11 protein-coding genes are annotated in these 12,010 nt (G+C 73.5%); 4 read left to right on the top strand and 7 right to left on the bottom strand.

Annotation, left to right across the window (positions count from 1 at the left end; genetic code table 11):
* Positions 1–113: 113 nt before the first annotated feature.
* The gene (locus tag ACFWIA_RS15065) at positions 114–266 is read right to left on the bottom strand and encodes a lasso RiPP family leader peptide-containing protein (protein WP_385492822.1); all 153 of its coding nucleotides are present in this window, start codon (positions 264–266) and stop codon (positions 114–116) included.
* Positions 267–693: 427 nt separating this feature from the next.
* Here ACFWIA_RS15065 and ACFWIA_RS15060 point away from each other — a divergent pair, with 427 nt between their 5' ends.
* Positions 694–1,533 (top strand): helix-turn-helix domain-containing protein, encoded by an 840-nt coding sequence (locus ACFWIA_RS15060; RefSeq protein ID WP_387004311.1) that lies wholly within the window; start codon positions 694–696, stop codon positions 1,531–1,533.
* Positions 1,534–1,551: 18 nt separating this feature from the next.
* On the opposite strand, the gene ACFWIA_RS15055 is transcribed toward ACFWIA_RS15060, so the two are convergent.
* From ACFWIA_RS15055 to ACFWIA_RS15035, 5 genes are all read right to left on the bottom strand, one after another.
* Positions 1,552–2,916: a family 43 glycosylhydrolase gene (locus ACFWIA_RS15055; RefSeq protein WP_387004308.1), complete on the bottom strand. Its 1,365-nt coding sequence runs from the start codon at positions 2,914–2,916 to the stop codon at positions 1,552–1,554.
* A 153-nt stretch (positions 2,917–3,069) separates the two neighbouring features.
* Positions 3,070–4,347, bottom strand: coding sequence for an SGNH/GDSL hydrolase family protein (locus tag ACFWIA_RS15050; protein WP_387004306.1), 1,278 nt, complete (start codon positions 4,345–4,347; stop codon positions 3,070–3,072).
* A 149-nt stretch (positions 4,348–4,496) separates the two neighbouring features.
* A complete protein-coding gene (locus tag ACFWIA_RS15045) occupies positions 4,497–5,054 on the bottom strand; it encodes a TetR/AcrR family transcriptional regulator (RefSeq protein WP_387004303.1) in 558 nt (185 codons plus the stop codon).
* Between the two features lie 47 nt (positions 5,055–5,101).
* Positions 5,102–6,349, bottom strand: coding sequence for an MFS transporter (locus ACFWIA_RS15040; RefSeq protein WP_387004300.1), 1,248 nt, complete (start codon positions 6,347–6,349; stop codon positions 5,102–5,104).
* A gap of 79 nt (positions 6,350–6,428) precedes the next feature.
* Positions 6,429–7,010 (bottom strand): MarR family winged helix-turn-helix transcriptional regulator, encoded by a 582-nt coding sequence (locus tag ACFWIA_RS15035; RefSeq protein WP_387004297.1) that lies wholly within the window; start codon positions 7,008–7,010, stop codon positions 6,429–6,431.
* 158 nt (positions 7,011–7,168) lie between these two features.
* On the opposite strand from ACFWIA_RS15035, the gene ACFWIA_RS15030 reads away from it, so the two are divergent.
* Positions 7,169–7,936, top strand: coding sequence for an SMI1/KNR4 family protein (locus tag ACFWIA_RS15030; RefSeq protein WP_387004294.1), 768 nt, complete (start codon positions 7,169–7,171; stop codon positions 7,934–7,936).
* A 33-nt stretch (positions 7,937–7,969) separates the two neighbouring features.
* On the opposite strand, the gene ACFWIA_RS15025 is transcribed toward ACFWIA_RS15030, so the two are convergent.
* Positions 7,970–9,184: an MFS transporter gene (locus tag ACFWIA_RS15025; protein ID WP_387004292.1), complete on the bottom strand. Its 1,215-nt coding sequence runs from the start codon at positions 9,182–9,184 to the stop codon at positions 7,970–7,972.
* Positions 9,185–9,258: 74 nt separating this feature from the next.
* On the opposite strand from ACFWIA_RS15025, the gene ACFWIA_RS15020 reads away from it, so the two are divergent.
* Both ACFWIA_RS15020 and ACFWIA_RS15015 read left to right on the top strand, forming a co-directional pair.
* Positions 9,259–9,720: a MerR family transcriptional regulator gene (locus ACFWIA_RS15020; RefSeq protein ID WP_387004290.1), complete on the top strand. Its 462-nt coding sequence runs from the start codon at positions 9,259–9,261 to the stop codon at positions 9,718–9,720.
* A gap of 210 nt (positions 9,721–9,930) precedes the next feature.
* Positions 9,931–11,877, top strand: coding sequence for an HtaA domain-containing protein (locus tag ACFWIA_RS15015; RefSeq protein ID WP_387004287.1), 1,947 nt, complete (start codon positions 9,931–9,933; stop codon positions 11,875–11,877).
* Positions 11,878–12,010 lie beyond the last annotated feature (133 nt).

Here is a 12,010-nt window from a genome sequence, read left to right as displayed (position 1 = left end):
CCGGGGGGGGGGGTGCCCCCCCCCGGGGGGCGGGCCCCCACGGCGTGGCGCCCCCCCGCCCGGGCCCCGGGGGGGTCCCCCGGCGCCCACGAGCGGCGGTGGAGCGGGCCCTGCTACTCGCCGCAGCCCATGATCCAGCAGGTGTAGCGGAAGTCGTTGCCCCAGTTGGGCAGGCCCATGGTGACGGCGGCGAAGTCCCCCGCCTCGGCCAGCATCGGCGGCTCGTAGACGGTGGTGGCTTCCTCGGTGGTGTCGGAGAACAGCACGGTGATCCCTTTCGTCGGGTGGTTCGTCGGATGGAACGGAACGGTGGTGCCCGGTGGACGTGTTCGCCCTTCCGGGCGAGGGGCGGGGCACGGGCGTGCGCCGTGGAGGACGGTGCCGCACCGGGTGGACCGCGTCCTCGGGGACGGACTCGTCCGACGGACGTCGATGACGCGCCGGGCGGCAGCCGGCTCGCCCCGCCCGAGGGGACACGTGGGTCCGGGCACCGGCTCCTCGCCGCCCTGGGGGCCGCCGGAGCCGGCTGGTTCCGAGTGTGGGACCGGGGACCACCCCTCGCAAGCTTGTCCCGATTGCTTCCCCGATGTCGGGATCTCTAAGGTGCTGACCTGCTGGGACGTATCCGTCCCGGGACAGGACCGGCCTGCTGGGACGGGCTCGTGGCCGCAGGCACAGTTGACGGGGGCATGGATGTCGGACGGTGAGCGGCGGGTGGACAGTCCCGCCCGGGAACTCGGTGGCGCCTTGCGGGCGTTGCAGCAGCGGTCGGGGCGTACGTTGCGTTCGCTGGAGTCCGAGGTGTCGATCAGCGACTCCTCGTTGTCGCGCTACCTTCGGGGCAGCACGGTGCCGCCGTGGTCGACGGTCCGGGAGCTGTGCCGGGCGCTGGGCGCCGACCCCGCGCCGTACCGGACCCTGTGGGAGGCCGCCGACCGATGTCAGCCGAAACCGCCGGTGGACGCCGTTCCCACGGCGCCCGCAGAGCGGCCGGGGGCCGTGCGACGGCTGCGCGCGACGATGGCCCGGCCGCGGGGCAAGTGGCTGTGGGCCGGGGCCGGGGCGCTGCCGGGCGTGTTGGTGGGTGCTGCGCTGACGGCGCTCGTCGTCCCGCCGACGGGGTCCGTGGACGGGGCGGAGCAGGCCGCGCGCCACACACCGCGGGTTGCGGACGCCGGTCGGCTCTTCGTCAACCGGGCGAGCGGTGCCTGTCTCGACGACAGCTTGGACGAGGGGCTGCGGTCGTTCAAGTGCAACGCCCTCCCGTACCAGCGGTGGACCGTGCGGGCCTCCGCTGACGGCACCTCACAGCTCCGCAACCATGCGACCGGTGACTGCGTCGGTCACCACGAGCAGGGGCTCCGCTCCGGGCCGTGCGGCCCGTCCGCGGCCCAGCGGTGGCGGCTCACCGTGCTGGACGACGGGGCGGCGGCCGAACTCAGGAACGAGGCCACCGGCGCGTGCCTGCACGACGGTGGCGACGGACTGCGCGCCCGGCCCTGCGACCGCGGCGCCGATCAGAAGTGGGCCTGACCGGGGCGGCGGTGCGCCTCAGGCCACGTCGACGGCGTCGAGTTCGGCGTACCGCTCGCCCTTGGACAGCCGCACGGTGTTCCACCCTTCCCGCAGGGCGATCGTGGTGCCCGCCTCCTGCCAGTGGTCCCAGCCGGTGTGCGGGTACTCCACGGCTCCGGAGTCGACGCCGTTGACCGTCAGCAGGTGGGAGGCGCTCGCCGGTGCGCCGGACCCGTCGAGGGAGCCGTTGCCGAACCGGACCGACAGGGCGTGGCGACCGGCGGAGGCGGCGAAGACCCGGAACTCGACGTGGCTGTCGGGGTGGTCGAGGTGTCCGACGGCGCGTCCGCCCCGGGCCCGGTCGGCCTCCCGGACGACGGCGCGGTGCACCTGCGCGTCCTCCGCCTGGTGGGAGACCCTGCTGCCGCGCACCACCGGGTGGCCGTCGGCGTAGCCGAGGTCGGCGGCGTACAGGGCGCGCCGGGTGCGGTCGGCGCTCCAGCCGTGGAAGAGGATGCGGTCGCGGCCGTCGGGTCCGGTCACCACGTCCTGGCCGCCGGGGCCGCGGACCGTGCCGTCGAAGGAGGCGGTCGTCATGAGCGGCGCGGCGGCCTTGGTGTAGGGGCCGGTCAGTCGGTCCGCGACCGCGTACCCGGTGGCGTAGGCGTCGCCGGCGTAGGAGTGGGCCGAGTAGAGGAGCAGGTAGCCGCCGTCGCGCCGTTTGACCAGGGTGGGCGCTTCGACGAGGTCGCCCTCCCAGTCCCGGTCCCGTCCGAGCAGCCTGATCGGTTCGCCGGTGAGCCGGGTGCCGTCCCGGGAGGCGCGCTGGAGGTGGATCCAGGTGTCCCGCCCGCAGCAGTTGCCGTCGTTCTTCCACAGGACGTAGCGCTGGCCGCCTTCGCTGTGGCTGGCCGCGTCGATGGCTCCGCCTTCGGCGGCCGGGCAGATCAGCGGGCCGTCACCGGTCGGCCGGAACGGTCCGTCGGGCGTGGCGGAGAGGGCGACGCCGATGCACTGCCGGTCGCTCGCGCGGTCCCGGGCGGTGTAGAGCATGGTGAGCCCGGTTCCGTTGTCGAACACCTCCGGCGCCCAGACCCGGCCCCGGGGTTCGGCCACGGCCCAGGAGCCCAGCTCGGGCAGGGCGTCGGCGTCGTGGAAGGTCCAGTGCGTCAGGTCCCGGGAGGTGGCGTGGGTGGTGTTCCGGCCGCCGCTGTTGGTGGCGTAGGCGTGGTAGGTGCCGTCCACCTCGACGACGTCGGGATCGGGGAAGTCACGGTCGAGGACCGGACCGTGGGCGGTGGCCCCGGCGGGAACGATCGCCGTCCCGCAGAGTGCCACCGCCGACAGCACCGACAGCACCACGGAGGCGAGCCGCTGTCCGGCCCGACGGATGCCCCACATGTACGTACCCCTGTCTCCGTGGACCGGACCGGCGTCGCGGTCGATCGCGCCGATGTGCTCGCCGGGTGCCCGGAGTCGGCGTGGGCGCGCCCCGGGCCCGGACGACACCAGGACCAACGACGGGGGGTCACGGGAGTGACGGGTACGGGCCGCTCAGCGGGGCAGGCGGGCCGCGACGGCTTCCGCGAGGGCGTCCATGCCCGCGTCGTTGGGGTGGATCCCGTCCCCCACGTCGTAGCGGGCGGCGAGTTCGTCGCCGCGGCCCGGGCGGGGGTCGGACAGGACGCGGTCGAGGTCCACCACCGTGTCGTAGGCCCCGCTGGTGCGGATCCAGTGGTTGACCTCGTCGCGCACCCGTTCCTTGTCGGGGGTGTAGTAGAAGGGGAAGTTCTTGAAGGGGGTCAGGGTGGCCCCGACGGCGGTGACGCCGCTCCGTTCCGCGGCCCGGATCAGGGCGCGGTGTCCTTCGATGAGCTGTTCGGCGGTGACGGCGGGCGGGCTTCCGCAGCCGAAGTCGGGCGCCCCGCCGGCCCCGATGTCGTTGATGCCGAGCAGCACGACGACCGAGCGGACGTCCGCGCGGCCGAGCACGTCGTGGCGGAACCGGGTGAGTCCGTCCGCTCCGAAACAGGGGGATTCGGTGAGCAGTCGGTTCCCGCTGATCCCGGCGTTGACGACTCCGTGGGGACGACCGGAGGCGTGCAGGCGTTCGGCGAGCCGGTCCGGGTAGCGCCGGTCGGTGTCCGGTGTGGAGCCGTACCCGTCGGTGATCGAGTCGCCGAACGTGACGACGGCGCCGGGTCCGCGCCCACGGGTGACGTCGACGCCGGCCAGCAGGTAGAACGACGCACTGGTGTCCCCGGCGAAGGCGTCGCCCGCCGTGCCGCGCGTCTCGTCGCCGCGGGCCCGGTAGCTGGTGGCGAGGCCGTCCCCGTGATGGGTGACGGGGCCGGTCGGAGCGGCGAAGTAGAGGGTGACGGTGAGCTTCTCGCCCGCGCGGACGGGCAGGGCCACCGGATCGGAGAAGCGTTCGGCGCCGGTGGGGAGCACGGTGGCCGCCCGGCCGGAGAACCGGAGGTCGCGCAGGGTCCCGGGGCGCACCGAGGCCCCGCCCGCCGATCGGGCGACGGTGGCGCGGGCGAGGCGGATCGGCTGCGCTCCGTACCGGTGCGACAGCCGGACGCGCAGGTGGGAGCCGGTGGCGCTGATCCGCATCACCTGCCGGACGCTCTGGTCGGTGAACCCCTCGGCCGACCAGCCGCCCCACGGGGAGCCGGGCGCCGCGGGGTGCTGCGGGGCGGTCCCCCAGGCGCTGGTCCACGGCCCGGTGCGGCGGTCGTTCTCGGCGACCGCGGGCGGGGCGGCCGACACGGCGAGCATCAGGGCCGCGCCAAAGGCCGTAGCCGCGGTCCGCCAGGTCCGTGCGCGCATGTCTGTTCCCTCTTCCTCCTGGAACCAAACTCGGTGGAAGTTAGCAGGAGATGGGGTCCAGCGGCGGAATCGTCCGGCCGCTGCGCTCCCGGCCCGCTACCGTTTCGAACGACTCCCGGGCGACCCCGACGACCGGGGGTGACGACCCGTCAGAGCAGCACCTGCCGGAGTACGTCCTCGAAGGCGTCGACGCTCGGCGGGTCGTCGGTGAGGAGGGCCTGCATCAGCAGTCCGTCCATGACGCCGGCCAGGATGCGCAGGCGCACCGGGTCGTCGGTGTAGCGACGGCCGAACTCGTCGATCGCGGCGAGCCAGTCGTCGGTCGCCTCCCTGAGTTCGGGTCGGCGGGCGGCGAGCAGGTAGAGCTCGAACTCGGCGAGCAGGTGGTCGGGGTGGACGACCACGGCGGCCATCAGTTCGGCGAGCGCGCGCAGTCCGACCGGGCCGCCGTCGGTTCCCGCCGCCAGGGCGCGCATCCGCGCGGCGTCCTGTGCCATGCAGTCGGTGAGGGCCGCCGTGAGGAGGTCGTCGATGTTCTTGAAGTAGTACGCGGCGGCCGTGGCGGGCTGCCCGGCCTGCCGGGCGACGACCCGGTGGCTGACCCCGGCGACCCCGTCCCGGGCGACGACCCGGACCGTGGCGTCGATCAGTTCCTTCTTGCGGCGCTCGCCCTTGAGCCGGCGGCCGTCCGTGGTCGGTTCACTCACCCGCGTACTCCCGTGTTCCCGCCGTGTGCCCCGACCTTACCCGTCCGTCAGCCGCGCCCGTCCGCGGTGGGCGCACCGGCCGCCACCGGTGCGGGCCCGGCGGCCGGGGTCCGGGTGAGCGGCCCCCGCGCCGTCAGGGAGAGCAGCAGGGCGAACGCGCCGGCGACGACGGCCACCACGAACCCGGATGCGGGACCGAACCGGTCGACCAGGTTGCCCGAGACGGCGGCGCCGAGGGCGACACCGACGCTGAGACCGGTGATGGCCCAGGTCATCCCTTCGGTGAGCTGCGGGGCCGGGACGCTGCGCTCGACGAGGCCCATGACCACGATCATGGTGGGGGCGAAGAACAGACCGGAGACGAACACCAGGGCGGCGAGCCCCGGCAGGCCGTCCGCCCAGAGCAGCGGGAGGGTGGTGCAGGCCGTGCCCGCGGCGCCGATGACCAGCAGTCGGGGCAGCGGCAGCCGTGGGGTGCGGGCGCCGAAGACCAGTCCGGCGAGGGCCGAGCCGACGGCGTAGGCGGACAGGACGACGCCGGCGCCCGCGGGCGTGCCGCGCTCCTCGGCGAAGGCGACGCTGACCACGTCCACCGTGCCGACGATGGCTCCTCCCGCCACGAGGACGGAGGCGAGCAGCCGTACCGAGGGGTTGCGGATGACCGAGCGGCCGGCGCCGGCGACCGCCTGGGGTTCGGCACGGACGACAGGGGGTTCGGTGGCCTTCTGGGGGACGAACAACGCGATGCCGAGGGCCAGGAGTACGGCGGCGGCCAGGGGGCCGGCCTCGGGGAACAGCACCGTGGACAGCGCCACCGCGAGCGCGGGGCCGATCACGAAGGTGAGTTCGTCGACGACGGATTCCCAGGCGTAGGCGGTGTGCAGGCGCGGGGACCCCTGGTGGATGTGGGTCCAGCGGGCCCGGACCATCGCCGCCATGTTGGGGAGCGCGCCGGCGAGCACGGCACACACGAAGAGCGACCACACGGGTGCCTCGTAGCGCGCACAGAGCAGCAGTGCGCCCAGCGCCAGCAGGCTGAGTCCGGCGGCGGGCCACAGCACCCGGTGCTGTCCCGCCCGGTCGACCCAGCGCGAGATGCGCGGCCCGCAAAGCGCGGTGGAGAGCGTGAAGGCGGCGGAGACGGCGCCGGCGAGCGCGTAGTCGCCGCGGAGCAGCCCGAGCATGGTGATGATCCCGATGCCGGTCATCGGCATCGTCATGCGGGCCACGAAGCCCGCGGCCGAGAAGGCGACGGTCCCGGGTGCCCGGAACAGTTCGCGATAGACGTTGGCCATGACGGAGAGACCCCTTCCCTCAAGAAACTCTAACGCTCGCACAATATTGTACGAGCGTTAGAGTTTCCAGTCGGGGGCCTCAGCCGACGACCCGCCCGGTCGCACCACCCCCTTCCAGGTACCGCTCGACGCGGCGCTGGTTCTCCACCAGGCTCAGACACAGGTGCCGAAGCGCCGCGACGTCGTCCGGCTCGACGCCCCGGAAGAGCGACTCCATGGCGCGCCGCGCCGGTAGCCGGAAGTCGTCCAGCCAGGTGCGGCCCCGCGGCGTGATCTGCACCCGCACGGCCCGGCGGTCCTGCCGGTCGGGAACCCGGGCGGCCAGGCCGTCCCGCTCCAGGGTGTCCACCAGCCCCGTCACGTTGCGGGAGCTCACCCCGCCGGCCCGGGCCAGCTCACCGACCGTCACCCCCTCGTCCGGGGCCACCCCCAGACGCATCAGCACGTCGAGGGCGCCCGTACTGAGACCGCGATTGCCCGCGCCCCGCGCACGGAGCCGGTCGACCGCCTGGAGGGCCGAACGGAGGGCGGCCACCGCCTCCAGGGCGAGGGTGTCACCGTCGAGGGCGAAGGCACTCATCGAGGCCCGCGCGCCGGGGTTGTAGAGGAGGCCGCGTTCATCGCGAGCCAGATCGTCCGAAGATTTCTGTACGTCATTCATAATGAGGCCATACTTTAATCATGAGAGAGGGATTCCCGCTAGGCAGCGCCCCCAACGCCCCCGCGGGAGAAGGCCCCTGAGCACCCGTCGGTCGACCGCTCGTCGCAGACGCCCCCGGGGGCGGACGCCCGAGCGGAAGCCCTGGCACACTGCGTGCCGTGAGACCCGATCTGACGCAGCTGCGCGACCTGATCGACACCGTGCCGGGGTTCCGTCACGGGCCGGCGGGCGGGGCGCGGGAAACGATGACCGTCGCCGCGGAGGCCAGGGTGGGCCCGCTCCCCCCGTCGTACCGGTGGTGGCTCACCGAGGTCGGCGGAACCCGGGTGTCGGGCACGGACCTCGCCACGGTCGGTCCCGACGTACCGGGGTACGACACGTACGACCTCATCACCGCGCCCTGGCGGCTGCGCGGCGACCGGTTGCAGTTCGGCGCCGAACCGGACTGCGGGTACGGCTACTCCTTCGCCCTGGACCGTCGGAAGGAGTTCCCGGACGGCGAACTGCCCGTGGTGTGCCACGACGGGACGGTCGACGAGGAGCACCCGGTGGCGGAGTCCTTCGCCGGGTTCCTCACCGTCCTGGCCGCACGGCAACTGGGGCTGGGCGACGGCCCCCAGCCCGCCCTGGCCCGCCTGTGGCGGTCGACCCCGGGCGCCCGGCTCGACAACGGCGTGCACGTGTACGGCCCGCACCTGTTCGCGGGCCGCAACGGGAGCTTCGAGGTGGCGCGCCGCGCACCCCACTGGGTGCTGGTCGGCGACGACGGCCGGGGCGCCGGACTGCTCATGCGCCGCCACGGCCGCGACCGCCGACGGCTGTACCGGCTCGCACCGGGTGCCATCGGCCCCGACATCGAGGCGGACGGCGAGCCGCTCACGGACGATCTGCTCGGCTGGCTGGCCCGGGGCGCACCGCTGCCGTGACCCCGGGCCGGTGTCGCGCCGACGGCACAGGTCTCAGTGCGTCGCGCGTCGGACGGGGAACCCGTGGGCACGGGCGACCACCACGATCAGGAGCACCGGCACCATGAGCACCAGCACGCTCCACGGGAACGCCTGCGCCCCGATGACACCGAGGAGGACACCGCCCACGACTCCGCCGGCCGCCATGGCCACGTTCCACAGGGTGACCAACATGGCCTGCGCCGAGTCCGCGAAGTCGCCGCCCGCATCGCCGACCGCGGTCTGGAGCAGCGTGGGAACGCCTCCCCAGCCGAGGCCCCAGAGCGCCGCCGCGACGTACACCAGCGCCGCACGGTCCGACACCACGGCGAGCAGCGCGGCGGCGAGGGCGACCAGCAGCACGCTGGCGACGGTGAGGGCTCGCAGTTGACGGTGGATGCGCACGCCCACGACCCAGATGCTCAGCAGCGAGGCGGCGCCGAAGGTCAGCAGGACGAGGTCGGTGGAGTCCGCCATGTCGACGTGGTCCAGGAAGGTGGCGACGTAGGTGTAGAGGACCGTGTGGGCGAGCACGAAGACGAGGGTCACGCTGAGGACCGACGCGACCCCGGGGACGGCGAGGGCCCGCAGCATCGGCTCCCGCTCTCCGCCCCGGCGCCCCGCGTACTCCGGGACGCTCACCGCGATCCACCCCAACAGGATCACGGTGAGACCGGTCATGAGGAGGAACGCCGCACGCCAGCCCAGGGCGTCGCCGACGAAGGTGCCGGCGGGCACCCCCAGGGAGAGGGCCACGGGGATGCCGGCCATGGCGACGGCGATGGCCTTCCCCTGGAGGTGCACGGGGGCCATCTGCCGGGCGTAGCCGGCGAGCAGGGCCCAGGCGAGGCCCGCGGCGACTCCGGCCAGCAACCGGGCCACCATGGTGAGCGGGTAGTGGGAGGAGACGGCGGTCACCGTGTTGGCGAGGGCGAACCCCGCCATCGCGGCGAGCAGCAGCCGCTTGCGGGGGACCCCGGCGGTGGCGGCGGTCAGCGGGATCGCCGTGAGCGCGCTGCCGATCGCATAGACGGTCACCGACTGCCCCATGGCGGACTCGCCGACGCCGAGGTCGCCGCTCATGGCGGGGAGCACTCCGGCGGGCAGGGTCTCGGTGAGGCTGGTGAGGAAGACGGCGGTGGACAGCGCGAGCAGCGCCGCCATCGGGAGCCGGTCCCGGCGCCGGTCGGACGGAGGGTCAAGGAGGAGGTTCGGATCGCGGGTTGACATGCCGGCTACGCTGAAACGTTCACATTGATGTGAAGGTTAAGTCACCCGAGTCCGCCAGGGGAGCGAGCCCGCCCATGCGCATCGGAGAACTGTCGGAACGCACCGGCGCCTCGCGTCGACTGCTGCGCTACTACGAGGAGCAGGGGCTCATCGTCGCCGAGCGCTGTGCGAACGGCTACCGCTCGTACGACGAACGCTTCGTCGACCGGGTGCTCCAGATCCGGGGCCTGCTCGACGCCGGGCTGCCCACCCGGATCATCAAACAGATCCTGCCCTGCCTCGACAAGCCCCGAACCATCTACTTCCCGGACGCCACCGCGGAGATGATCGCGACCCTGGAGCACGAGCGCGACCGCATGACGGAGCGGGTCGCGTGTCTGGTCCGCAACCGGGACGCCATCGCGGAGTACCTGGACGCGGTGCGTGCGTACGACCCGGGACCGGGCACCGCACCACCCGCACCACCCGCACCGCCCGGATCGTCCGTGGCATCCGTGGCGTCGCTGACGGTTTCCGAGACGGCCTCCGGAGCCTGAGGGCGGCGCACCCGCATCGGGGCGAGCGATCCGGTGCCGCACCGATGATGGCACTTTAGGTAAGCCTCACCTAATATGATCGCTGTCGGCCCCGGGTTCCCCCACTCCGAGGAGCCGTTCCCCACGCCCTTTTCCGTTCCGTGTGTGTTCCGCTCCGGACGCAGCCCGGCACTTTCGTGTGCCCTCCCCTCCGAAGGAGACATGCCCCGCATGTCCACCAACCGCAGAACCCGGCTGGCCGCCCTCGCGGTCCTCACCGCCCTCTCGACGAGTGCGGGCGTCCTCACCGCGACCGCCGCCACCGTCGACACCGGTGTGGCCTCGGCCCTGAGGTCCGGCGCCCAGGCGGCACCCGCCCCGGCCGACGGCAGCGCCACCGCCGCCTCCCCGATCCTGCTCACCGGCCAGGCCGGGTGGGGATTCAAGACCTCCTGGTTCCGCTACGTGACGGGCCTCGGGGGCACCGTCACCACGGCCGGCGGCGCCACCGCCTCGGGCACGACCGGAGTCGTCTCCTACCCCGTCCTGCACGGTGCGGTGAACCCCGCCAAGGCGTCCGCGGACGTCCTGTTCGATGGGTCGGTCACCTACGCGGTTCCCGCCCACGGCATCACCGGCATCACGCTGGCCAAGCCGCGGGTCGTCCTCAAGGACGGCACGGGCACGCTGTACGTGGACGTGCGCACCGAGCTGGACGGCAAGGAGCCCACGAGCGCCACCGCCGTGCCCTTCGCCACCCTCACGGCCGCCCCGGGCTCCCTGACCGCATCGCGGCTCGACTGGAGCGACATCACCACGAAGCTGACCTCCGAGGGCGCGCAGGTCTTCAGCAACCAGGGCCAGCCGATGTACGAGCCCGGGATCGCTCTCGACCCGCTCGGCCTCGACGGCACCGTCAGCACCCCGACCCTGACCGTCAGCCAGGTCTCCGGCCTCGGTGCCGAGACCGAGGTCACCGTCAAGGGCAGCGGCTACCGTCCGGGCAAGGGCGTCTACCTGGCGCAGTCGATCGCGCTGCCGGGCACCACGTACCCCAGTGTCTTCGGGAACGCGGCGTACATCCGTCAGGTCGACGCGGACGGCACCTTCACCACCACCCTGAAGCTCACCCAGACCTTCACTCCGGCCGGGGCCCTGGCGACTCCGGTCGACTGCACCGCCACCGCCTGCTTCGTGACCAGCTTCAACTCGCACGACCGCAACGACGCCACCTGGATGCCCTCGCGCGCCCAGGACGTGGAGCGGGCGCTCCGCTTCGGCAGCGCACGTGTCACCACGCAGCCGTCCGCCCAGACCGTGCGTTCCGGAGCGACGGCGACCTTCCGGGCCGCCGCCGAGGACTCCGACTCCGTCCGCTGGGAGCGCAGCACCGACCGGGGCGCCACCTGGAGCGCGGTGTCCGGTGCCACCTCGACCACCCTGACCGTCAAGGCCACCGGGGCCCTGAACGGCAGCCTCTACCGCGCCGTGTTCACCAACGCCGCGGGCGAGGTGAGCACCCGGTCCGCCGCACTGTCCGTCAAGGCCGTGCCGAGCCGCATCACCGGCCTCAACGCCGGTCCCGAGCCGGTCGCCAAGGGCAGCAAGGTGACCGTCACGGGCACCCTCCAGGCCGTCGGCGCCACCAACGAGACCTGGCGTGCGGTGGCGCGGACCGGCGTCGTCGTCGAGTTCCGGGCCAAGGGCAGCACCGCCTGGAGCCGCGCGGCGAGCGCCACCACCGGCACCAACGGCGCGTTCTCCGCGGGCATCACCGCCGCCAAGGACGGCGACTGGCGGGCCAGGTACGCCGGAACCGCCGACCGGGCCGCTTCGGTCAGCGGCGCCGACTACGTGGACGTCCGGCTCCGTACCGCCGTGACCGGCCTCAACGCCAGCCCCGAGCCGGTCCGCAAGGGCAGCAAGATCACGGTCAAGGGCGCGCTCACCAAGCTGGACGGAAGCTGGCGCAAGGCGGCCAACGAGTCGGTGAGCATCTGGTTCAAGGCCGATGGCGCCCGCAGCTGGACCAAGCTCGCCACCACCCGCACCAACAGCGCGGGCGCGTTCTCCAAGGCGTTCACCGCCAAGAAGGACGGCAGCTGGCGGGCCGTGTTCACCGCCAACTCGGCGCTGCTGGGCACCACCAGCTCCAGTGACCGGGTCGACGTGCGCTGACCCGATGCCGTGCCGGGCGACGCAGCGTCGCCCGGCCCCCCCCCGGTCGGGGGCGGGCCCCGGTACACGGGGGGGGGGTTGCCCCCCCCCGGCCACAGGTGTAACCCCCCGCCGTAACAACCCGGGGGGGCCG

The sequence above is a fragment of the Streptomyces sp. NPDC127068 genome (assembly GCF_042724695.1).
Lineage (GTDB): Bacteria > Actinomycetota > Actinomycetes > Streptomycetales > Streptomycetaceae > Streptomyces.
Note: the sequence above shows the minus strand (reverse complement) of the source record. Positions and strands in the feature narration are given on the sequence as shown.

Excerpts from the sequence above, each read along its gene's own strand:
- ACFWIA_RS15060 (WP_387004311.1), top strand. The coding sequence starts at position 694 with ATGTCGGACGGTGAGCGGCGGGTGGACAGTCCCGCCCGGGAACTCGGT.
- ACFWIA_RS15055 (WP_387004308.1), bottom strand. The coding sequence starts at position 2,916 with ATGTGGGGCATCCGTCGGGCCGGACAGCGGCTCGCCTCCGTGGTGCTG.
- ACFWIA_RS15050 (WP_387004306.1), bottom strand. The coding sequence starts at position 4,347 with ATGCGCGCACGGACCTGGCGGACCGCGGCTACGGCCTTTGGCGCGGCC.
- ACFWIA_RS15040 (WP_387004300.1), bottom strand. The coding sequence starts at position 6,349 with ATGGCCAACGTCTATCGCGAACTGTTCCGGGCACCCGGGACCGTCGCC.
- ACFWIA_RS15035 (WP_387004297.1), bottom strand. The coding sequence starts at position 7,010 with ATGAATGACGTACAGAAATCTTCGGACGATCTGGCTCGCGATGAACGC.
- ACFWIA_RS15025 (WP_387004292.1), bottom strand. The coding sequence starts at position 9,184 with ATGTCAACCCGCGATCCGAACCTCCTCCTTGACCCTCCGTCCGACCGG.
- ACFWIA_RS15020 (WP_387004290.1), top strand. The coding sequence starts at position 9,259 with ATGCGCATCGGAGAACTGTCGGAACGCACCGGCGCCTCGCGTCGACTG.
- ACFWIA_RS15015 (WP_387004287.1), top strand. The coding sequence starts at position 9,931 with ATGTCCACCAACCGCAGAACCCGGCTGGCCGCCCTCGCGGTCCTCACC.